Annotated in this window: 13 protein-coding genes; all 13 read right to left on the bottom strand. The window is 36.1% G+C overall.

Translation table 11 applies throughout. From position 1 onward, the window contains the following. Positions 1-15 precede the first annotated feature (15 nt). Positions 16-762 carry a hypothetical protein gene (locus SLW70_RS09290; protein WP_320888039.1) on the bottom strand — a complete coding sequence of 249 codons (747 nt, stop codon included), beginning with the start codon at positions 760-762 and terminating at the stop codon, positions 16-18. Positions 763-869: 107 nt separating this feature from the next. Next, positions 870-3,605, bottom strand: coding sequence for a T9SS type A sorting domain-containing protein (locus SLW70_RS09285; RefSeq protein WP_320888038.1), 2,736 nt, complete (start codon positions 3,603-3,605; stop codon positions 870-872). Positions 3,606-4,048: 443 nt separating this feature from the next. Beyond that, the gene (locus SLW70_RS09280; RefSeq protein ID WP_320888037.1) at positions 4,049-5,518 is read right to left on the bottom strand and encodes a sulfatase; all 1,470 of its coding nucleotides are present in this window, start codon (positions 5,516-5,518) and stop codon (positions 4,049-4,051) included. An 81-nt stretch (positions 5,519-5,599) separates the two neighbouring features. Continuing rightward, the gene (locus SLW70_RS09275; RefSeq protein WP_320888036.1) at positions 5,600-7,057 is read right to left on the bottom strand and encodes a sulfatase; all 1,458 of its coding nucleotides are present in this window, start codon (positions 7,055-7,057) and stop codon (positions 5,600-5,602) included. A 4-nt stretch (positions 7,058-7,061) separates the two neighbouring features. After that, entirely contained in the window at positions 7,062-7,913 is an 852-nt protein-coding gene (locus tag SLW70_RS09270; RefSeq protein ID WP_320888035.1) for a hypothetical protein, read from the bottom strand. A 57-nt stretch (positions 7,914-7,970) separates the two neighbouring features. Then, positions 7,971-8,657 (bottom strand): hypothetical protein, encoded by a 687-nt coding sequence (locus tag SLW70_RS09265; protein ID WP_320888034.1) that lies wholly within the window; start codon positions 8,655-8,657, stop codon positions 7,971-7,973. Positions 8,658-8,750: 93 nt separating this feature from the next. Next, positions 8,751-10,538, bottom strand: coding sequence for a sulfatase (locus tag SLW70_RS09260; RefSeq protein WP_320888033.1), 1,788 nt, complete (start codon positions 10,536-10,538; stop codon positions 8,751-8,753). A gap of 76 nt (positions 10,539-10,614) precedes the next feature. After that, positions 10,615-12,384: a glycoside hydrolase 43 family protein gene (locus SLW70_RS09255; RefSeq protein ID WP_320888032.1), complete on the bottom strand. Its 1,770-nt coding sequence runs from the start codon at positions 12,382-12,384 to the stop codon at positions 10,615-10,617. A gap of 112 nt (positions 12,385-12,496) precedes the next feature. Then, on the bottom strand, positions 12,497-13,960 hold the full coding sequence (locus tag SLW70_RS09250) for a sulfatase (RefSeq protein WP_320888031.1): 1,464 nt from the start codon (positions 13,958-13,960) through the stop codon (positions 12,497-12,499). A gap of 325 nt (positions 13,961-14,285) precedes the next feature. Further along, on the bottom strand, positions 14,286-15,878 hold the full coding sequence (locus SLW70_RS09245; RefSeq protein WP_320888030.1) for a RagB/SusD family nutrient uptake outer membrane protein: 1,593 nt from the start codon (positions 15,876-15,878) through the stop codon (positions 14,286-14,288). A gap of 10 nt (positions 15,879-15,888) precedes the next feature. Further along, a complete protein-coding gene (locus tag SLW70_RS09240) occupies positions 15,889-18,945 on the bottom strand; it encodes a TonB-dependent receptor (protein WP_320888029.1) in 3,057 nt (1,018 codons plus the stop codon). 295 nt (positions 18,946-19,240) lie between these two features. After that, positions 19,241-22,102, bottom strand: a complete 2,862-nt coding sequence (locus SLW70_RS09235; protein ID WP_320888027.1) for an alpha-L-rhamnosidase — start codon at positions 22,100-22,102, stop codon at positions 19,241-19,243. Between the two features lie 207 nt (positions 22,103-22,309). Next, the gene (locus tag SLW70_RS09230) at positions 22,310-25,183 is read right to left on the bottom strand and encodes a glycoside hydrolase family 2 protein (RefSeq protein ID WP_320888026.1); all 2,874 of its coding nucleotides are present in this window, start codon (positions 25,181-25,183) and stop codon (positions 22,310-22,312) included. Positions 25,184-25,197: the final 14 nt, after the last annotated feature.

Raw genomic sequence — 25,197 nt, 5'->3', positions numbered from 1 at the left:
GTAGATTTCCATACGCTATTTCATCTGTTTTTTAAATTCTTCTTCAATAACTGTAAAATCTTTTTTTGTAGCATATTCAATAGCTTGTATCGAAGTTTTACCTTGTTTAATCTTTTGTAAAATCTTTTCAACTGCATTGGGGTATTTCATAAATAAAAAACACACAAAAGAGTAGGAAACTGTATAAGAATACCCTTCCTCAGTTCCATTAACAGCTTGCCATTCCCCATGATTTAATCCTAAAAAGGCTCTTAAATTCAATTTGTTTTGACTTATATACTCTTTCATTTTTAGGAATTTATATCCTTGTATGCTTGGGGTAACTCCTTCTTTACTGACTTCAAAACACTCAAAAAGTTCCGACATACCTTCGTTTATCCAGGCTGGAACATTCGGTACTACTTGATGTATCAATGCGTGTTGCATCTCATGATAGATGGTTTTAACGTAACTGCTTCTGGTTTTATCAACGTAGGCCTTATTTGTTGTCGATTGATAAAACCCAGCTGTTTTATATTTTGCATTTGTATGATGTGATAGCGCTAGATAATCCTTATGTTTTCCTATAAGGTCAATGTTTACAATGGCAGGTTCAAAATCAAATATTCTTTTATAAAAATTGATTTGATATTGCGCCATTAGTTCTACCTGTTCCTTTTCTTGACTTGATATTTTACAATTGATAGCATTTATGACGGTATGTTGCCCAAAACTACTGGTGTAGATTCCTAAAATAAATAGGCAAAGTTTGTATTTATTCATATATTTTAAAAAAAACCTTCAAACAACTTATTGAATTAAGATATCAAATCAGCTGTTTGAAGGTGTACTTTTAGTTTATAAATTAGTTAGCGAACATATTAGTTCGATTATTTTACTACTAATTTAGAGCTAAATCTTTTGTTTTGGTTGTCAACAAATTCCACAATATACACTCCCGCTTTCATGTTATGCTCTTCTGTATTTAGCAAAAGTGACCCTTGACCTGAGTTGTTTTGATACACTTTTTTACCTAACATATCATAAATCGTAAGTTTTTTCCAAGATGTCTCATTTATTTGAATTTTAAATACTCCTTTTGCAGGATTTGGAATGATTTCAATTCCATTACTTTTATCAAAAGAAGAAACCGCTAAAATAACATCCTTAACTTCCAAAAGTCCTTTTTTATCAGCATCCCCTGTAAGAGCGTAGTTTTCAAAATTAAGTTGTGTTCCTTCACCAATGTAAAGCGTAACATCCTTTTTATCGGTCTTTACCTCTGTTCGAACAATAGCAAAACGACCTTTGAAAGTCAAATTCAATAGAGGAAGACTAATATCTCCAGTATTATTTTCATTACAAATAATATAATCTGTGGTTTCTCTATCTGCCAATTTACTTTTGACAATGGCCCCCACAATTACATTATTAACGGTAATATTCTCTACTGATTGAACCGTTGCAGTGGCATTAGAAGAAGGTTCGAACACTGACACAAACGGCCTGTTCCATGCCTCACCAGTTTGTCTAACAGCTATGATTTGTGTTTTCTTACTCACATACCCATTTTTAGCCTCATAAGTAGCTGGACCTAGTGCTTTTGTATATTCTCTTGTTACACCAGCAGGCAGTAGCATGTGCATGTATTTATTCGTTGTAGTAAGGTCAAAACGAATTTTAACGGCATCGCTAATTCCTGTTGTTGACTGAGTGTTTTCAAATTGTAACCAGCCTGGCGATTGTTGCGTATCGTTTACCACTACTTGGTATTTTGTAGTCGGTGTAACCACAAGAGTATTATTGGAAGCATCTTTAAGACTGGTTGCATCTCCAATATTATGGTAGATATAATCATGAAAATTATTTGTACCTAATGATTTTGAACGGAATAAATCAAAATAATACCCTGAGGTAGCACTGGTACGAATCGTACTTAGGGTACGTTGTTGGTCACAATTGTTAACATTATCATCCATAAACTGAGTAGCAAAACTAAAATTCGCACTCAAAGGATTCTCTAAATGTTTTGGTTCTGACGCTATATTTACAACAGGATCTTGGTATAAAAATTTGTCATTCCCCCAAGCACCCGTTTTAGAAGTCCCACGAGAAGTTCCGTTTACAATAACGGTATTGTTACCTGCATATTTGTTAAAATATCCTTGAAAAGGCAAGGTGCTTCGTTCGGCTAATGTTGGAGGCAAGCCACCGTTTGCAGCCATAACGTCACCCGCTCCATACAATTCCATCGAAATTCCAGCACAATGCGCATGTACATAATGTGCCCCACCAATGATGCCACACAAGCCATATTCCGTATTATTCGCTGCAACATAGTTACGTTGCAAGGCTACCCCCGCGTGATTAATTATAACTGTTGGTTTATAATCAAATGCTACAACAGAAGTATTAGGTAGTGGCTCACCCCAAAACAAATCCAAAGCAACATAATTCTCAAAACCTGTAGCAGGAACACTTGTATTATACCCATTTGTGGTAGGAAAACTTTGTTTTAATGCTATTTCTGCCTGTGATTGTATATTAGCATAACCGCGTCTTTTTGCAAAATTCAAAGCGTATCTACTAATTTCGTCCGTACCATCACTAGTTCTATGTGAATCACCGTAACGTACAAAGGTTCTATTAGGAAGCCTTAGATTTTCCATTAAAGAAGCACTTTCAAAAAGTTTTATATTATTGGCACCTGCATTCAGTTGCGGTTTCACTCTGTCAACCAAATTTAATATCAATTGAACATTAGGCATAAACCCATAACTTACCGATTCAGGCCAAAGCGCTTGTTCCGTGAACATTTTTAAAATGGTTTTGGTAAAAGAATTTTGGCGCTTAGTACCTCGATCCCAAAAAAGAGTAAACATACGTTCTCTTTCGGTATCATCTTCAACACAAAGGATTGAAAACAGCGAACCCGGAGCAGTCAATACAGGATGATTGGAAACCACGCTTCCTTGTGTATCCAAGCCTCCTGATTCTTTTAAGGTATTTCCAGCAATGTTTCTAATCACCGTTTGCGCACGGGCATGATCATAAGAAACACGAGTGTTTGTAGCCTTGTTATAAACCGTTATTCCTGGCGTTTTTAAATAATTATAAACAAAATCATAAGCGACAGCTAATTGCGCATAAGTAGTACGAGGATCGTAAAAATAGTTTCCACTAATAGTTGTTGTAGCGAGTGTACGAGTCGATAAATTATCAAAATAATAATTCAAAATATCAGCCGAATAACTGGCGTACTTGACATCCTCAGTAATATAATACAGCATGGCCGAATAGGCCGCTGTAGATAATACTTTCCCGTGAGCCGAGGTATAAGGTGAAGCATAGGCCTCTGAATTTGCGTCGTTAGCTGGAAAAAAATCTACCGTACTAAAAGTGGCGGCAGGATTAGTATTGTGAGCTGTAATCTTGGAATCAACGTTTGATTTCATCGAATTCACCATGCTATTAGCCCAAGAGTTGGAACTTATTTTACTCAATATTTGCGAGCGCTCTGCTGCTGTTGCATAAATTGTAGGATGCTGCAAACTCTGTGCAATTGACGGTAAGGATAGAATAACAATTAAAAAAACAGTTATTCTAATTTTGAGATTTGGTTTCATAATTCTAGTTTAGTTTTTGGATAGTTTTTGGTTAAAAAAACAGCATTTGTCCATGAATTTTTAATTACAAATGGACAAACTAATTCTTTAAGTTGATTAAAAGACGACACCTCTTATTTACAGCGTATAACTTACTGAAAGACAGTGCTTTTCATCCTTTAAATTCAACCTACCAAAATTATCATCAAACAATTATTTCTGTATCCTGTAGTATCCTGAAAATATATCAAAATCAATAAAAAAAGAATAATTAACCTAGAGTAGCAATTGGAACACAGATCACACAGATGAAACGGATTTAGACCGATTTTTTTTAATTGGAAAAAACATTAAATCCTCATGAGGATTTTGGAATTAATAACAAAAAAACCGAACCTTTCAAAAAGAAAAGTTCGGTTCCTATATCAAAAAATTAAATTCTAAATAGGTATTAGTTACCTCAATTATTCAGCACTCCCTCCTTCGTTTCTCCCTTTGTCATTTTGAGGATACGAAGATCGAAGTTGTAATGGATATTGTTTTTCTAATAACAATTTCATTCGCTTAACCTCTTTAGCGTTTTTGGCGTTTTTAGCAAGATTCTCGACACGTACCATATAATTTTCTTTACAAGTATAAAGTTCCCTATCAATTGTTTTTTGTGCTTTGTTGTCCCACCATTCCGTGTATCTCCAAGTTCCATCGGTACAGGTGAAACCCATGATATTTTTACCTCTAGGAAACACGCTATAAGCTCCTTGACTCCACTTAAGATTAGGGTTATTTACCAATGGTAAAAGGCTTTTTCCTTCTAAGGGATGTGTTTTAAGTCCACAAGCGTCGGCAAGTGTAGGGAATAAATCCAAATTTTCAACTAAAGCATTGGATTTGGCATTGGTCACTCTGTTTTTATAGCCAGTTTCTCTGCTAATAATTAAAGGTACATTTACATCGAGTTCAAAATTACTGTGTTTGCACCAAGCACCGTATTCGCCTAGTTTCCAGCCGTGGTCGCTCATAAAAACGACAATCGTATTCTTGCGCAAGTCTAGTTGCTCCAAAGCCTTCATCACCTTACCTACCTGTGCATCGGTGTAACTCACGCTCGCATGGTAGCCATGTATCAATGTTTTGGTCATTTCATCATCCAAAACGCCTTCCTGCGGTATGCCATAATACCCTCGTAGTTCGCCCCAATTGGTCAATGCTAATTTGTACATATCCTTTGGTTCTTCTTTTGAAGGGACTTTAAAATCTTCTTTATTGTATAAATCCCAATATTTTTTTGGCACATTAAAAGGCAAATGGGGTTTGGTCAGTCCTACCACCATCATAAACTTATCGTTTTTCAACTTTTGAAGTGTTTCAATTGCATTTTTTACCGTACGACCGTCTTTATAAGCTTCATCTTCTACCTCTTCACATTCATAGGCTGGTCCATTACTGCCTTTTCCTGATTTTTTTAGACGCTCAATTAAAGCTAGGTTTTCGGGTTTTACCCAAGAATTGCTTTCTTTCGGAAAAAGAATACTCCAACTATCTTTATCATCAAAACCGTGATGGTACACCTTCCCTACACTGACTGTTTGGTACCCATTGGCTTTAAAAAATTGAGGCAAAGTAACCACCTCTTTATGAACAGAACGAAACGAAGTAAACAACGAATAAATCCCGAATGTTTCAGGGCGCAAACCTGACAACAAGCTCATTCGAGAAGGCGCACATAAGGCTTGCTGTGCATAGGCCTTTTGAAACAACACCCCCTCTTTGGCCAAGGCATCAATATTAGGGCTTTTTACTATTGGATTGCCATAACAACCTAATTCGGTGCGCAAATCATCAACTAAAAAAACCACAACATTCGGTTTTTCTTGAGCCATCATACCCAAAGTACAACCTAGATAGGTCATGACAACCAAAACTCTTTTTTTCATATTATTAATCATACATCACATTATTTATCAAGACAACTATCTTGTTTACTTATCATTTTATTAAAACTCATTGAGACGATACTATTTCCAAGGGTCTTTCATTTGACGAAGAAATACTCCCAACTCTCTTTCCATTTTTTTATCTACATCTTTATCGATTCCCCATAAATTAGTCATTTGATACGGGTCTTTTTTATCGTTGTATAAATAATAGAATTTGCTTCCTTTTTCATCTTTAACAACTGCAAAAGTATAGTCTGCACTTCGAAATCCTCTAGTACCCGAACTAGGATTTTCAGGTTCAGAACCAAAGTAGAGTTGTTTATCCGGTCGGATTACCGACTTATTATAAAAGACATTCGAAAAATCTTTTCCTTCAATTGTTTTTGGTATTTGATGGCTTAATCCCATCAGTCCTAAAAGTGTGGGCATATAATCGGGCACGCTGATTAGCAAGTCTTCGTTTTTTGGTTTTACTTTTTTAGGATAATGAACAATAAACGGAATTTCATATGACTCTCTAAACCAAACGTTCTTATGCATCAGTCCTTGACTACCTAGCATTTCGCCATGATCAGCTGAGAAAACGATAATAGTATTGTCATAGATTCCCATATCTTTTAACTGTTGCATCACTCTACCGATTTGTTCATCAACACCATTTACAGAAGCGAAATAATCGGGTGCTTGATGCAATCTAGCGTCCACACCTCTATCGCCCCTTTTCAGTTCTTTATTGTTTGTAAACTGTACATTAGGACGGTTTAGCAACTCCTTATAATCCCTTCCCTCATACTGTTTTTTATATTTATCAGGAACTTGAGTAAAAGGGGTATGGGGAGGATTGATGGACCAAAACAAAGCAAAAGGTTTGCCATTAGCTCTTTGATTATTTTGATTTTTTAAATAATCAATAATCACATCGGCCTCATGTATGGGTGACCATTCTTTGATAGTTGTTATTTCGTTTTCTTTGGCATTTGTAGTCCAATAATAGGGTGTATTATGGCTATTGTGGGTCCCGTAAGCATGCCAAAATGTAAAACCATGACGATTTTCAGGAGGACACCAAGTATCCCAAATCATTTTTTCTCCCGGTTTAGTAGGCTTAGGACCGTCTAGATGCCATTTGCCTACATAAGCTGCACTATACCCATTATTAACCAAGACATCTGAAAAAGTGATTTCTTCCTTTTTTAAGTAATTCCCAAATTCTGTTCGTGACGATTGGCAATTCGCAATTACGCCATTAGAAAGCGGGTATTTCCCTGTCATCAACATCCCTCGATAAGGACTACAAAGCGGATGGTTAGCAACGGCTTTGCTAAAAAACACCCCCTCTTTTGCAAGTTTGTCAATGTTAGGCGTAACAACAGGGTCTTCGTTCAAAAAGCCCAAAGAAGGTCTCCTATATTGGTCAGCAAAAATAAAAACAAGGTTAGGTTGCTTCTCTGTTTTTGATTTCGATGGTTGCGCAAAGCCGTCAAAAAAAACAAGAAATAACAGTAAAAAAAGACTGTTTCTATAAAACCCTTTCATCTAATTACTTCTTTTCTTTTTTATCTAAATAATTAAGCAATAATGTCTTCACATCTTCTACTTTTCCTTCTTTCAATCCGCCATTGGTTGCTCCTGTAATCCAATACAATACCATCCCCGCATCTGAACAATCCCAATAGCCTTTTTGGAATTTAACCACATTATCAATCTCGGCCATTTTTCCCATTAACCACACAAATTGCATGCGGTCATCAGGGTGATTCTTAGCCCAATCCCATTGTGATTCTTTTACTTTTAGATAGGTATTTTGGTCTGGAATACGCACTTCTTCTACTCCAAAATCCAGAATTTGCTTCCATTTGTAAAAATCCCCAGCATCATCGTTCGCTGGATGATGGGTAATCACTTTAACAAATTTGTGTTTTTCTTTTGGCGTAGCATCCAACGCAAAACCTATGATATCAGGTTCTCCGGCTTCAATTATCCACAACGGATCATCAGCGGTTGAAGCATTGATTGCTTTACTTAAATCTTTGATTGTTTGATCCAATTGCCATTTGGCATCCCAAAAAGTGATATGCTCAAAACCGCCCCAACGTCTGGCAGTACCATCACAAGCGGTTTGCATCATGGCATGTCTTTCCTTTTCTGCTGCTTCCGAAATTCGATCAACACGTACTAAATCACAACTGTGTGAGTAATGCACCAATCGATCTGTCAAATCTGTAGCTTTCAATAATGCCAAGGTGATGGCTGTTCCTCCAAGATCGTCTGGGTCAGGTGAATTTCCATCGGCTACAATAGCGATACGTCCTTTGGGAGCTTTTATAGATTGTGCCGACACCAAAGTCGAACTCATTAGCACACCTAATACGAGCAATATTATTTTGTTCATTTGAAATACTTATTTATTGTTACAAAAAAATTTATTTTTCTTTTAAGCGTTCGACCCTTATTCTTGGTCTGTAGGTACATAATTGACATCATTGGTCAGGATAAATTTGTCCATTTCAAAACCATCTTCACGCATACTGAATTGTATGTCGTGAATCCCTACTTGGTCAATATCTAAATAAATTTCGTGAGGAAGACCGCAATGCACTTCTTTAGTTCGTTGCTTACTTTCCCAAGTCCATTTTCCTTTTCCATCACACCATTGCATTCTTTTACCATGCTCTGGCCATTGCCCGTTGATTCCCACATGCACACCGTTGTCTTCACTACCCATAGAGAAGGCTCTAGCCCATACATAATAGCGACCGGGAGTATTTATTTTCACCTTGTAATGCACCACAGCCATTTTCCCCGCTTCATCGGTAAAATTTTTATCTCGTTCTAATGGATCATCGTGAGTGACTCTTTCATCAGGCAAGATTTCAATATAAGCCTTTTGGCTTGCATTTTCAATATGTTTGTCGTCATCATCACGACCTACCTTAGGGGTTTCGGTTATCGAGGTGCGATACCATTGCCTCACATCCGTATTTGATTGTTTGTAAAAAGCTTCTGCTTCTACAGCAACAAGTCCGTTTTTTTCTTCAAAAACAACTGCACTCTCTAAATTCACGACTTGTGCAATAGCATTGTATCCGAATATCAAATAGGAAAATGATAGTATAATCAATGATTTAGACTTCACAATAATTGTTTTGGTTTATAAAATTAAAATTATTTTTAAATAATCTATATAGGCTGCTTAATGGAGAATGACTATTTTCAAATCGTTCGTTTACTAATTTTCTCCTTTAAAAGTAACTGTTTGACTTGCTTTGTATCCAATACGATGAGCCATTACGCTCAATTCAGTCCCTTTAGCTAAAGTAACTGGTTTTTGATAAATAGTCCAACTTTTAGGCCAAGACCCATTTTTGTTTTTGACTTTATAGCCAATTGAAGCTCCAGCCGTTTCACAACTAATAACTAATTTTCCCTGATTATAGGAAATAATTGGTTTGGCCGTTTGAGGTTGGTTCTCTTTTCCATTCCACAATTTACGGATGAGTGCTGCCTCAGGCAATTTAGGGTCGTCATGAATTTCTTCGAGCCAACGATTCATTTCTGTTCGCAGCTCTTGTAGTTTTGAAGCGTATTTAGGGTTTGACGCTAGATTAACTAATTCATGAGGATCTGCTTTGCAATCAAATAATTCTTCCGTTGGTTTCGATTTTCTAAACCATTGATCTTGAATTGCATTTAATTTTCCTTCTTTGTGCAGTCGCAATAATTCTTGCATCGTTGGAATTTGTTCTCTATAGGCTAATGGCAAATAATACCCTTGTTCTGGTCTATAATTTCGAATGTATTTGAATTGCTTATCACGAACCGCTCTAATAGCATCCGTTACTTCATCAAAGCGGTCTGCTGCAGCGTGTACGTACTTGCGTTCTACTTTTACTTTGTTATTCCCTGCAAAAGCTTGTCCTTGCATATAGCTAGGTGTTTTAACGTCAATCATTGAAAGCAAAGTAGGAGCAAAATCTACAAAACTTATTAATTGATTGTCCTTTGTCCCTGCCTTTTGTTTGTTGGGATAGCGAATAATCATTGGTGTATTTAAACCCGAATCATAAATCAAACGTTTTCCTCTAGGTAATGGGCCACCGTGGTCACTATAAAAAACGATAATGGTTTTTTCGAGTAAACCATCGTCTTCCAATTGCTTTAAAACAGCACCAATTTGCTTGTCTGTTTCGGCAATGTTGTTGTATAATTTCCACATATCTCTACGCACCACCGCATTGTCTGGCAAGTATGGCGGAATTTTAAATTTTGTGTGTTTAGGTAGATGTACTGGAGTTTCGGCTTCGGTCATTCTATTTTTAGCATCAGGAAGTCCGTTTTGCTTCCAAACGTAGGAGGTGTCCCCCTCGTGATAATGTCTAGTCTCTATTTGTCTAAAGCCATAAGGTTCAAACAAGCCCGATTCATGCGTTTCTGTAAAGTTAAAAACAGAAAAAAAAGGCTGGTTTACACCTCTGTTTCTCCAGTGCGCATAGGCGCTACTTTCATCCCAAGCCGTTACAGGTGGATTAAATTGATAGTCCTCTTTATAATTATTCGAACAATAATACCCTTTCATTCTAAGCAACTCGCTTATCATTTTTACTTGTGGTGGTGGTACCGCTTCATAGGGAGGCAATCCTGTTTCTTTCATATTCGAATTGGTTCGCATATTATTAGCACCAATACCTGAGGGATACATTCCTGTAGCAATTGCGGCTCTACTTGGCGAACATACTCCCGAAGTTGAATACAAATTAGTATAGACTACTCCTTCTTTAGCCAATCGGCTTAAATTGGGGGTTACAATAGTGGAGTCTCCAAAAGAGGGCAAGTAAGGACCAATATCTTCCGTAACCAACCACAAAATATTAGGACGATTAGGAGAATTTAAATCCACATCATCTCCTTGGGATAGCTTATCCGATTTCTTAAAAATTTGACATGAAAATAGCAACATTCCAATTGATAGAAATAAATAAAAAGTCCTGTTTTTCAATAATTCAAATCTCTTTTTCATATGTATTCTATTTATTTCTATCTATAGTGAACTAATTTAAAAAGTCTATAGATTAGCTTTAGCTTATCTAAAAATATTATCGCTTCGCTTTAGGTCCATCATAATCATATTGGAACCAATCGACATCAATATATCCAGCATCTTCTTTTTCATTCCAACTAAAGAACCCTAGGCGATCGCCTGTCCATTTTCCAAATTCAATGGTAAAAGTTGGCCCAAAGGATTTAAAATTCTTACCATCCAAACTATACTCATAAGTAGCTTGATTGCTATTGTTTGAGGTTCTCACATACAAATCTTTCCCTTTTATTTCTGGACCCATTGTTTTTTTGGCCATTGCATCCATGTAAAATAGCTTCTTTTTCCCGTTTTCATCAACTTCAATACCTAATAAATTAAATACACCTCCATATCGTACAAAACCAGCTAATTGATGGGGTTGCATGCCTGAAATATCGAATTTTGCAACAGCAGTACCCGTTGTAATCCCCATAATACGTTGACTTAGGGTATTGCAAGCTCTCCAAAAATCAGAATCAGAACCGTCATTATTAGTCCATTCGTTTTGATTAGGCCCATACCCTTTTTTATTGGGCAATACTTTGCTTGCTTTTAAACGTAACCAACCCGTTCTTTCGGTTAACGACCAATGTGTATTTCTTGGATTATGATTCCATTCCCATTGTGAACCTAGTTTAGACGATGAAAAATCGTCATCAGAACTTGGTGCCGAAACAGGATAGCCATTGATTGGTTTTTTGAAACGTTTTACAGGTTCTCCTATGCCGTCCTGATCTTCATCAATACCAATGATAGGCCAACCGTCAACCCAAGTCACGGGAGCCAAACATTGAGGTCTGCCTTGAAAAGGAATGTCATCATTTTGAATTAACTGATGCATAAACCACCATGATTTATCAGGAGCCTGCATTAAACCTCCTTGGCTACAACTGCGATTATTAAAAGCTGTTCCTTTTTCTAAAACCGTTTTTACCTCATAAGGCCCGTAAATGCTTTCTTTGGAACGCAATACAATTTGTTTTCTGTCGTTTTTTGGGTTTTTAACTCCTGGTTTTGTACTGGTATCCCCCATTGTCCATTGTGCTATAAAAATATACCAAGTACCGTCAATTTTATAGATTTTAGCCGCTTCGGCTCCCATTCCGGTGTACACTAATTTTCCTTTGTCTAGAATTTTAGTCCCATCCCAACTCATTTCGTAAATTCGATTCTCATTGCCTTCGATGGTGTTACTTGCTTTCTTTTGCTTTCCAGCAGTATTTACAATAACGTAAGCTTTATGTGTTTCTTCATCCCAAAACACTCCCGGATCATCTAATACTTCAGATTTAGGTAGCATTATTATTGGCTTGCTCCACGGCCCTTTAATATCTTTAGCGGTGGTAACCATTAAACCATGTTCGTAATCAATTTGGTAGCAATACCAAGTTCCTTCATGATAGGCTAAATCACCAGCCCAAACACCAAAAGAATAGCCGTTCATTCGATCCCAATTGTATTCTGGAGCCCATGACAAACTGCTAAATACATGCCCTACATTCTTCCAATTGACCATGTCTTTAGATTCTAATATAGGCATCCCAGGTGACATATGTTGCTTAGAAGTAATCATGTAATAGGTATCGCCCACTTGCTCAATATCAGAATCTGGATAATCTGCATTCAAAATAGGATTGATGTAGGTTCCGTCGCCTTGATCGCCCCAACTACCTATTTTGGCTTGACCTAGTTTATTTGACATATTGGATTCTGGTTTGTCTGTGACCGATTTACATCCAAAACAAATAAGAATTATGAAAAGTGTAAATGATTTTAAAATATTCATCTATAAGAAATTAATTGTGTTTAAAACTGTTATACATTTCGACAAGCTCAATGCGACAAGCTCAATGTGACAATAGGCATAACGTTAACGATTCATTTTTTCAGCCAACGGGTTAAAATTCTTTACTTGATTTTTGCCAAACTGAAGAAGGAACGCCATGTTTTTTCTTTAAATCATTGTATCTGTTGCGCAATTGCTCTAACTTCAATTTGTATTGAGGATTTTTAATTAAATCTTCAATTTCATGAGAATCGTGTTTGGTATAAAACATTTCTTCAAAACCTGTCTCCACATAATTGATGTATTTAAAATCGGGAGTAACAACAGCTTCGACTCTTGGTATTTGTGGCCCTCCTAGAAAATAATGTTGGTAGAAAAATTCTTTTCTTTCGGGTATTATATTCTGAATTACATCAATCAAATTAACGCCTGCCATTTCTTTTGGAACTGGAACTCCTGCCATAGAAAGTATCGTAGGAGCAATATCAATATTCAGTGCCATTTGCTGAGCGCGGTATTGCTTCACCTTGTCTGGTGAATTTGGATTATAAATTACAAGAGGAACTCTTATGGATTCTTCATGACCATACCATTTTCCTTCCATGCCATGTTCTCCTAGTAGCATCCCGTTATCACCCATTAAAATAATAATGGTATTATCAGCAATGCCTAATTTTTCTAGCTTCTTCATCATATCACCAAGAACATCATCAACACCTGTTATCAATCGATAGTAGTTCTTTACATTTTCTTGATACAATTCAGGCGTACCAAATAGTCCTTTCCATCTTGCTCTACCAAAATTAGTTTCGGTTCTCAAAACATCTGGCAATAGTTCCCAATATTTAGGATTTGCAGTTACAGGTTCTGGAATAGTCACGTCTTTGTAATAATCCTTGTATTTGGACTGTATCACATATTTAGGAGGATTTCCATCCTGTTCGTGAGGCGCTTTAAAACTCACCGAAAGACAAAAAGGTTCTTTGTTAGCAAACTTTCCTAAAAATTCCTGAATAGAAGAATTAATCGTATCGGTATCATGAATAGGTTTTCCGTTTTTACCAATTGTTATATAATCGGGTTGTGCTTTCCCGCCTTCTTCTGTATCATAAACGTAATCAAAAGTTGCAAATGGAGGATGATGCCCAACACCGTATTTACCAATAAATCCTAATTTATAACCCGCTTCTTTTAAGAGATTGGGATAGGACTTTTTAAAGGTTTCGGGTTTTAAATCTGTATTAAAATCGTGGATGCCGTGTTTTGATTCGTATTGACCTGTGAGTAAACTGGCACGACTTACACAACAAATGGATGTGGTAACATAAGCGTTTTGAAACAAAACCCCTTTATTGGCCAACTTATCCATATTAGGAGTTTGAATGATGGAATTCCCCATTGCCCCCATAGCATCCCAACGCTGATCATCGGTCAATAGAAAAATAATATTGGGACGCTTTTTTTGTCCAATATTTTCTGAAGCAACCTTATTTTTAGCGACTTGTGCATGACTTATATTGGCGACAAAGCCAAATACAGCTAGGGCAAAACAACTAATACTTAAATATTTTTTCATACGTTTATTTTTTACATTTATCCAATTACTTATACCAGGAAACCATTTTATACTCAAAACCTATTTGTTATTTGGTTTCTTTAAATCCTAATGCTTGTTATTTTAATAGCACTTTTATCATGTGCTTTCTTTCACAAAACTTTATAATCATACAGAAAAAACACAACTAACAACTAATTTTGTAAAAATCAAAATTTAACTAAAAAGCTAAAATAAATCAATTATGCCTGGGGTTTATCCTGTACTGTACTGGTCTTAAATCTGAATAAAAAAAAGACCGAAACAAAATATTTCGGTCTTTTAAACTAAACTAAAAAAAAACTAACTAACTTCTATATCCATTATTTGTTGGATCTGACTTCAATAAATTTGGATTCAATTGTAACTCTTGCAATGGAATTGGCAACAACACATGCCATGGTCTAATATTTTGTGCTGGATTCCAGAATCGATATTGTAGATTTTGCACCACATTTAATAAGATTCCCCATCTAATTAAATCGTATCTTCTCATACATTCTCCTGCTAGTTCCCACTTACGTTCATTATAAATAGCCTGTCTGAACTGTTGCTGTGTAAGCCCTTTGATAGCCTCTGCTTCTACTAAAGTAGGATAAGCACGATTTCTGATTTCTTTAATGTATTCATAAGCAGCCGTTGGATTTCCTCCTGGACGCTCATTCTCACATTCCGCAGCCATTAATTTGACATCAGCCAAACGAAATACCAGTCTATTGTCTGAATGGTTAAAACGAGGTGAAGAGTCTAATTTTAAATTCATAAACTTAGGCATATATGGGAAAGCTAAATCAAAACCTAAGTATTTATCCATCACATTTAGAGGTCTTCTCAAATCGTTTAACGGAAATTTTTCAGCAAAATCTTTAGAAGCAATCTGTAAGCCTGTTCCATTAAATGCTTCTCCTCTAGCAGTAAGGGCAGCTGAAAGTGCAGCTCTTTGAGAAGTATTTTTAGGTTCATCTCTTAATCTAGGATTAAACATACTAGGTCTCCAGTTCCCATTACCAAAAACTGGATTCAAATTCCCGTTGGCATCTGCAACCCCTTCTTCAAATTGTCCTCTAATGTCTTTTGCAAAATCTAGAGACCAAATAACCTCCTTATTATACTCGTTGGCAGGATCAAAAACAGCAGCATAGGTTGGTAAAATTTCATGACCTGATTGGTTGATGATTTCAAGACATTTATCTAACCCTTTTTGCCATTGTTTTTGTTCCATATAAATTTTAGCAGTCACAATAGCAGCAGCCCACTTAGTAGCACGACCTCTTTGATCTGTTGGATAAGTTGATTTCAAATTATCTTGTGCAAATTTTAAATCTTCTAAAACCCCCGTAACAATAGTGGCTTTTGGTGTTCTACCCAATACTTTTATCTCATTAATAGTTAGATTACTAGTATAATAAGGAGCAGCTCCCCATAAATTGGTAATATGCCAATAGGCCAATCCTCTTAAAAAACGAGCCTCAGCTATAACGTCGGTTTGAACATTTGTTGCAATTGCTTTATTCCCTGTAACTCTATCAATAATGATATTAGTATTCAAGACCACTTTATACAAATCTTTCCAAGTATCTGATACACTCATTTTTTGAATAGAAACATCTGCTAATGCTTCATTCATGGTATAGTTTCCTATAGGCTGTACAAAGTCAGCCACACGATTAGGTTCAATAATATCTACCCCATTATCATAAAAATGATCAAGTCCCACTTGTCCATATAAGGAGTTATTTTTATAAATTGCATATACCCCATTAATTGCCTGACGCGCATCTGCTTCCGAAGCAAAGAAATTTTCTGGTGCAATGATATCACGAGGTACTTCTTCTAAAAAAGACTCACAACTAAAGCATGAGCATATTATTAAGAATATATATATATATTTAGTTTTCATACGTATTATTTTAAAAAGTTACATTAAGTCCAAGAGTTAAAACCTTTGCATTAGGATACTCCCCATTTGAAAATCCTTGAGCAATATTTCCTAATCCACTACTTCCATATCTACTTGTCTCAGGGTCTATTAATCTAAAGTTAGACAATAAGAGTAAATTAGTTCCTGAAACATAAACTGACATATTTTTAACGCCTTTTAATCCCATTTTATCTACAGGAAAGTTATAAGCTAATCTCACCGTTTTAAGACGTAAATGAGAACCATCTTCCACATCTTTTGAATTACTTACAATAGTTGTAACACCGTCGGAACCTGCTCTAGGAATATCCGAAGTTGGGTTTTCTGGAGTCCAACGATTTGCGATTTCAGCAAATTTTGTATTTTCACCTCTAGTAAAGTAGTTTCCTCTTGATCTAAGGTTGTATACTTCATTTCCTACAGTACCTTGGATATAAAAACTTAAATCAAAATTCTTGTAGGATATATTGTTCTCAAAACCATAAATCAAATCTGGAAAAGGACTACCTAAAACCACATTATCTTCATTTGAAATAATACCATCTTTGTTTAAATCTTCGAATCTTGGTCCACCCACAACTTGTGTTCCTGGACTTAAACCAGAATCATTGATTTCTTGTTGGCTTTTCCAAGTCCCTAAATAACGAACACCCGTGAATACTGGAACTGTCTCTCCTTTAATAATCCTTAAATTACCTGATCCTAAAATTTGGTCCACAACAACATCAATATAATCTTGTCCTCCAAGATTCAGCACCTTATTTTTATTAGAAGACAAGGTTAAGGTAGTGTTCCAATTAAAATTAGTATTTCGAATATTAGTCGATTTTACTAAAAATTCCCAACCCTTATTTTCTAATGACCCTACATTTTGTAGTTGACTAGTAAATCCTGTTTGTCTCGGTATCGTAACATCTAGAAGTAAGTCATTAGTCGTTTTATGATAGTAGTTGAATTCAGTAAAAATTCTACCCTTTAAAAATGAAGCTTCTAATGCTGCATCAAAAGAGGTTGTCGTTTCCCATCCTAAATTTGGATTAGCAGGCCTACCTAATGTTAAACCTGGTTGTTGCACACCATTTAATGTAGTATTTGCTTCCACTAAAATTGCTTTTGTGGCATATGCACCAATGGCTTGATTTCCTGCTTGCCCATAACTAGCTCTCAATTTCAAATCATGAAAAATATTCTGATTTTGCATAAATGATTCTTCACTAATTTTCCAAGCTCCAGCAATAGATGGGTAAAAGCCCCATTGATTTCCAGGAGCAAATACTGAAGTACCATCATATCGTCCTACCAAAGTGAAAAGATATTTATCTTTATAACTGTAATTTGCTCTTCCGAAGAAAGACGCCAATTGAAAAGGATTAGGATAAGCACTACTAACAATATTTCTTGAAGGGTCTGTACCTAATCCAATATTGTTAAACCCAACAGCATCTGTTGTAATTCCAAAAGCTTGTGCAGAAAAAATTTCAGTAGTAGATTTTTGAAATGAAGCCCCACCTAGAACGGTCAAACTATGATTCTTTCCAAAATCAGTATTGTACTGAATTGTATTTTCGTTATTCCAACCAAAGGAAGACACACTAGATATCTTAGCATTACCAGTTTCCCCTACAGACAAAAAATCAGGTCTTTGACTAGAGCTAAACTCATTTCTTTTTGAGTTATTAATTTCAGGGCTAAAAGTAGAACGTATAATTAAATTTGGAATAGGATTATACTCTAAATAAGCTGTTCCTAAAAAATTATTCGAAACTGTTTGATCAGTATCTAGCTTTGCTGTTGCCACTGGATTATTAAATGGAGCACCTACTACATCGTCAAAACCATTAAAAGAACCATCCGCATTATACACGGGCTGTGTAGGTAGAATATTCAACAAACCTCCGTACCCAACAACTCCATTATCTTGCTTAATTCTAGAGTAATTGATACGAAAACCAGCTTTCAATTTTTTGTTCAATTTAAAATCAACATTCGATCTAAAAATATATTTCTGAATACCTGAATTTTCTATTAAACCGTCTTGATTGAAAAAATTGAGGGAGTTATAATAACTTACATTTCCATTCTCAGAAGCCCCCGAAATAGATACATCCCCATTAAATATTGGAGAAGGATTAAGTAAAAGATCAAAATAATCGTTATTAGGATAACTTGATGGGTCACCTGGAAAAGGTTCAGCTACCCCTCTAAAACGTGCGTCTTCATTAGTATACTTAATTTGTTCAGCTTGTGAAAGAAATGCAGGTCTCTCTGGCACTAATTGCGTACTGGAATACATACCAACACTTACCTGAGGTTTACCTCCTCCAATATTAGCCCCATTCTTAGTAGTAACTAATACAACACCATTAGCACCTCTGGAACCATAAATAGCAATAGACGAAGCATCTTTTAAGATTTCAATTGATTTAATATCATTTGAATTCAGATTATTTAAATTATAATCATTCCCCACAATGATACCGTCAATTACCCAAAGTGGCTCATTACTTCCTGTAATAGAATTCCCTCCACGAACACGGATAGAAGTACCAGCTCCTGGCGCCCCACTTGTTTGAGTTACCTGAACACCCGAAGCTCTACCTTGAAGGGCTTGGTCAACCCTTGATACAGGTACAGCCGCTAAATCCTTAGCACTTACAGAAGAAACAGAACCCGTTAAATCCGACTTACGTTGTGTTCCGTATCCAATAACTACAACTTCTTCAAGTTTGTTATCCGATTCTAAGACAACATTGATTTGTTTTTTGGTTCCTACTTGCACCTCCTTCGAAGCATATCCAATGTAGGAAAACACAAGTACATCTTGAGCCGTTGCCCCAAAAGTAAACTTACCATCTAAGTCAGTACTAGTTGCCTTTGTCGTACCTTTTATCAATACTGTTGCTCCCGGTAAGGGCATCCCATCTGCCGTTACAGTTCCAGAAACAGTCTGCGCATTTGACATAGTCACAAAGGACAATATCAAAACAATACACTTCCAAGATTCTCTAAAACTCTGAAAAACCTTAATTGTAAATTTTAATTTCATAAATAAGTTAGTTAAATTGGTTAATAACATCACACAAATTATAATTATTTGTTAAAAACACTATCCTGAACTATCTTGATTAATTAACTTATTTTTAGTTTTTTTTATTTCAAAACCAACTTAGATAGCTCAATACCAAAACTTAAAGCTCTTTTTATAAGATTTTTTTTTTACCCGGTAACATTATTCTTCTTTAAATTTAAAAACATAAAAAAATCATTTCTAAACAATAAAAAAAGTAGCAAACCTGAGCTTACTACTTTTTATAAATGATACTTTATGGTAAGGACTATAACTATTTCATATACTCAATTAAATACTTCCCTGAGCCCAAAACTACAGTCGATTTATTAATCAAAACGACTTTATTTTCTTTTTGAAAAGTCTCAAAAGCAACACCATTAATTTTCAAGGTTTGTAATTCTTTTGGAGTTAAAACCAGTTGTGCTTTGGTATTAAAAGGAACTTCTAAATCCATTGAAAAACTAGTTCCTGTCAATTTCCAACTGTTGTGAATCATGCCATATGGCGTAGGAACAGCTACAGTAGTATTGGTAACGTTTTTTGGAAAAACAGGATGTACCGTAAATTCTTTGTAACCCGCTCCCTCAAAAGTAGATTTGATTCCGCCGAGAGATTCGAAGAAATAGGCCGAAAACCCACTATGCATCGGGTGGTTTAACGAATTGGTCAAGCCTTCCATTTTATCCCAATTAAACTGACGCTCAGGCCAAGTAGTAAAACCGTAATTCATAATATAAGTTTGACTTGGAAACGTAGGTGTGGTTAAAATTTGGTGAGCCAAATCGGCTTTACCATATTTCGTTAAAACGGTATAGATATAGCGATTTCCGTGGATTCCTGTAGAATGATGCCCACCTTTGATTGTATTTATATCATATTCTAAGCCATTCAACACGGTATTAATATCAGACTCCGCTACCATTCCAAATTGTAAAGCCATTACTGTAGCCGTTTGGCTTCCGTACCATTTGAATTGCGTTGACGGAATAGTTGCTAAAAACTCCTTATTAAAAGCTTGAAACAACGCTTCTTTTTCTTTTTTTACTTTTTGTTCAAAAGCGGTGTCCTGATTCATTTTGGCAAATTTTTCCATAATGCCCAACACATCATAAAAATAAGCATTGGCCGATACAACTGGGTCACACTCCATAGCACCAGGGTTTTTCAAGCGATCCCAATTGGGTGGACACCAATCTCCCATCCCGTTTTGAATGATTCCTTTTTCATCTTTGAAGGATAAATAATAATTCGTCAAATCTTTCATATCTTCATAATACTCCTTCACAATCGAATCATCGCCATAATAAAGGTAATTGTACCAAGGCAAATACATGGTTGCTACACCCCAATCCAATTTAGCTATACTAGAAGTTCGTTTTCCAGGCGCAATCATCGTAGGTACTTTGTGCTTGACTTCAGGATTGTTGTTGGCTTTTACTGGAATCATTTGGGTGCGAATGTCTTCCATGTATTTTTTATAGAAATTTTCCATATCATAGTTGTACAACGCATATTCGCAAAAAGCGTGCGCATCGCCCAACCAACCACATTTTTCACGGTGCGGACAATCCTCTGGAATCCCATGAATATTATCTACAATTGTCCATTTGCTAATGCTGTGCATTTTGTTAAACAAAGGCTCAGAGCAACTAAAACTTCCTTTTTCCTGAATATCGGTTGCTACTAAAGCCGCCTGAATCATGGCAGCATCTGGCTTTGTTGTGATTCCTTTTAATTCGGCATATCGAAAACCGTGGTAGCTAAATTGTGGTTCCCAAGTCTCAAGACCTTCTCCTTTACAAATGTATTTGTAAACTTGTCGCATGCCATTGGCACCACCATCCGTAGAGCCCGGAAAAATATCTTTTCCATTTTGTGTCAAGGCTTCGGTGGTAGTGATTTCTATCAACTGTCCCTTTGTTCCCTTTACTTTTATTTTGACCCAACCTGCAATGTTTTGCCCAAAATCAACAATCCAGTTGCCATTGGTTCCTTTGAATATTTTTTGTGGCGTTAATTCTTTTAATTTTCGAATGGGCGGAATTTGTTGCGCACTGATTTTTTTTACTTCTGGCGAAATCACTTTGGCTTTACCCCAGTTTGTGTCTTTGTAATTGGTTTTGTTCCAATTTCCTAATTCAAAACGGGCATCGTAAGTATCACCACCATAAATATTATTAAAAACGATAGGCCCTGTGTTTTCTTTCCAATTTTCGTTGGTATAAAAATCAGCTTTAGTGCCATCTTCATAAGTAACTTTAATTAAAAGTCGCACTGCTGGTGGACCGTAAGAAATACTTTTCTCCGATTCCTTATCACTTTTCCACGAAATATCTTGACCGTAAAAACCATTTCCTAATACTATTCCGATGGCATTTTGACCTGTTTTCAAGGCATTGGTCACATCATAATGAACATAGTAAGCTTGTTTATCATAGTTAGAAGGCGCAGGGTCTAAAACATGATCGCCCACTTTTTTCCCGTTGATATACCATTCGTAATAACCCAATCCACAGATGTACGCTTGGGCATTTTTAATTTTTTTTTGAGTCGAAATTTCATTTCTAAAATACCCCGCTGCCTGTCCTGCCACCATTTCTGGTTCTTTCATTTTACCAATTTGGTATTCTCTAAAACGATGTGGCGAAGTACGGTTGTCTTTGTTGAGACTAATCCATTTCGACTCGCCCCAATTGTTTTTATCCATCAAACCCATCTGAAACGTTTGCACCGAAGACCAATTAGAAGACTCCCCTTTTTCGTCCCAAATTTTCACTTTCCAATAGTATTTTTGAATAGCTTGTAACTCCTTACCTGCATATTTGACATAGGCAGATTGAGAAGATTTTACCTGATTGGAATTCCATAAATCGGCCTCTTTTTCGTTCAATTTAGCCTCAGACGAAGCCACTAAAACCTGATAAGCCGATTGTGATTTATTGTACCCTTTTGTTTTTATTATCCAAGATAAAGATGGTTGCTTGCTCTCAATAGCAGTTGGGTTAGCGATGGCATCACAAGTCAATGACTCAAATATAAGTTCTTCGTTTATGCTCTCTTTAGCTATAAAGCCAAAAGAAAAACTCAATAGTAGTACTACCAAAAGTGGTATTAAAAATTTTATTTTTTTCATTTTTTTTATTAAGGTCTTGGTTACCATTCAAAGTTAATTAACAGAACAATAAGTGCTGTCCTGTATAGTCCTGTATTTTTTTTAAGGATAATAAAACTGCTAGGAATAAAAACAAGTAGTTTATAAATTAATTGTTTAAATTACATTCTTAGTCATTAAAAAAATCAAACGCTTAGAAGTTTACTTAAGCCCCTTGAACGTCGATATCTACTCAATTTCTAAGTTTACTCGCTCTGATTTACCAGAAGGTTTATTCCAATTGATGAACATAGAAACCGACCCCTTTACTTGCTCGTTTATCTGATTGGGTTGTCCATCAGGGCCAAACTCTGTTGGTGCTTTCCATTTTGAACCCACGGCCGATATGTAATCAAAAAAGAATAAACCTTCTTGTGTGGGATAACTCCAGCTAGCAAATTTAGGATCGTAGCCATTGATAGGGTTGAGTACTCCCAGCACCACATTTGTATTGTTTTTAAAACCTAGATTAAGATTATTTTTAAGATAAAATACCGCCCAATTCCAAGGAGCAAAACAACCTTCAAACTCGGGTTGGTTATATACTTCTCCTGGAATATTTACAAGTTTATCTACCGCATAGACATCAAGAGTTCCTCCTTCGGTACGGTTTTTCCAGATTCTGGCTGGTCCTTCACCTAGGTATCGCTTGCGGAGCACATCACTAGCAGCTACTTCCATCCCTATTCCGGCATAGTTATACGCTCCTTTGGTTAAGGTATAGGCGTAATCTAAAATTATTTCGCCTGTTGGTTTTACTGTCCATTTGATAAAATCAAAACCTTTGGTGTTTTTTGATTCAATAATCCATTGATTGCCTTCTTTTTTGATGGTTGCTTTTGATGATTCTGAGACATTGTTAACCAAGTTCTTATCAACAGCTTCAAAGGTTAGAAACGGAAAGTTTTTTATCGAACTTTCTTTTCCTTTGTCTAAAACAGACAATAATTGACCGCTATTCTCATCAAAATTAAGAGTGATATTGTCTCGTTGAAGGCTAAAATTATTTGTTTTATTTTGTACAAAATCAGCTTCCATACTGGCTCTGAAAATCGGTCTTTTGGAGGTAGTTATAGGAATGCGTTTGTCATAAACCAACAGTCCTTTTGGGTCATATACTTCAATGGTAAGAGCATCATTATTCACAAAAGATTCGGGTAAATCTATTTTGAAAATTCCTTTGGCTCCAGCCAAAACATCGGCCACCACTTTGCCCGAAGCCACTGTACGATGCCCATTGACCGTACCGTCAGGATTGGCAAAATTGATGAGTTTCCAGCGTATTTCACATTGGTTCAAATTGGCAAAACTAAACTTATTATGTACCGCAATTTCACCCTTAAAACTAGGGTCGATACTATCGTTGTCAATCACTACAGGCGACCAAATTTCGCGCACACCATAATAACTTCCATCTTTTTCGCCTTTAGGCCCTACAATCCCATCTGCCGCTTTGTTGTGTTGGTTGTCTATGGTGTAGCCCATATCGGTACGCATCAGTCCTTCATCAAATAATGCCCAAATCATGATTCCACCTCCTACTTTTGATTTTTCAAACAAATCCCAATAAGTTTTTAAATTGGCCGCTCCACCACCATCATACAAAGCATGCAAGGTTTCATTAGGCATATAAATATGATTTTCTTCAAAAAGATTTTTCTTGATACTCTTATAATTTGGATAATAGGTTGTATTTACAATATCCCAAGTAGGTTTGTAATTGGCAAAAATATCATTGTTTTTGGCTTCATTCTTTAAGGGACGTCTTTTTTGAATATCCCATTCCATAAATACTGCGTCTAATTGCGGGTTGTGTGCCATGTGGTTTCCATTACTCCACAACACTACCGACGGATGATTGACATCTCTTACAACCATTTCTTTGACCAATTTAGTCCCAATTTCGGTATCTAATGGGCGGTACCAACCAGTAGTTTCAACCATGGCCATTATTCCTAAGGAGTCGCAAACCTTTAAAAAATAAGCATCGGCTGGGTAATGTGATGCGCGAACACAGTTAAAATTAAGGTCTTGCATCAAACGCACATTTTCTATCATGTCTTTTTTGGAAAGGGTACGTCCTGTTTCGGGTCTAAAACAATGCATGCTGGCACCTTTTAACAAAAGGCGTTTCCCGTTCAAATAAAAACCATCATGGTCACGTACTTCAAAGGTTCTAAAACCAAAAGTTTCTTTGTAAGTATGTAGTGTTTCTTTCTTATTTTTTAATTCAATTTCTACCGAATACAAATTAGGAAATTCATGCGACCACAATTTTATGTCTTTAAAATTTGCGCTTAGTGATGTCTTTTCGCTAGTGATTTTTGAAGTGAATGTTTTACCTATTTTATGATGTTCTTTGTCATACAGTTGCGCACTAATGGTAGTTGCGTTTTTTACCCCTTGAGTATATACCCACATATCAAAATCTCCCGTCATCTTGGCATCAATAGCTACATGCTCTATAAATTCGGCAGCTACTTCCTCAATAAACACTGGGCGAAAAATACCGCTAAACATCCAATAATCAGCAAAACGCTCGGCTGCTACTAAGGATTCATTGGTAGAGCTACTGTTTACCTCTACTTCAAGATTATTTTTCCCTTCTTTAAGAAAATCAGTAATTTCAAATTTAAACTCCGTAAAACCACCTTGGTGCAAGCCTACCTTTTTTCCGTTTACGCTTACTTTGGTATCGGTCATAGAACCTTGGAATACGATAAAATAACGTTTGTTTGTTTTTGAAGAAAAATTAAATGCGTGCTGATAATTCCCCACAGGGAGTTTTCTATTTTCTAATTTGTCCATCCCGTACATATAATCGCCAAAACCTTCGGTCTCCCAATTAGAAGGAACAGGTATTGTGGTCCAAAAACCGCTGTTGCGCCCTTCGGAAATTTTAAACCCCCAGTCAATCGCAGTTGTAGCGTCTTCGCCTGACAAATAAATTTTTCGTTGCGCATTGGTTAAATTTACCACTAAAAACATAGAGGCAACGACTATATTAAAATTCGTTTTAAATAAAAACATACTTGATAAAGTATTAAAATTAATTTGACTCATTTAGATTAAACAAG

The sequence above is a fragment of the Flavobacterium sp. NG2 genome (genome assembly GCF_034119845.1).
Classification (GTDB): Bacteria; Bacteroidota; Bacteroidia; order Flavobacteriales; family Flavobacteriaceae; genus Flavobacterium.
This window is presented reverse-complemented; position numbering and strand designations above follow the sequence as displayed.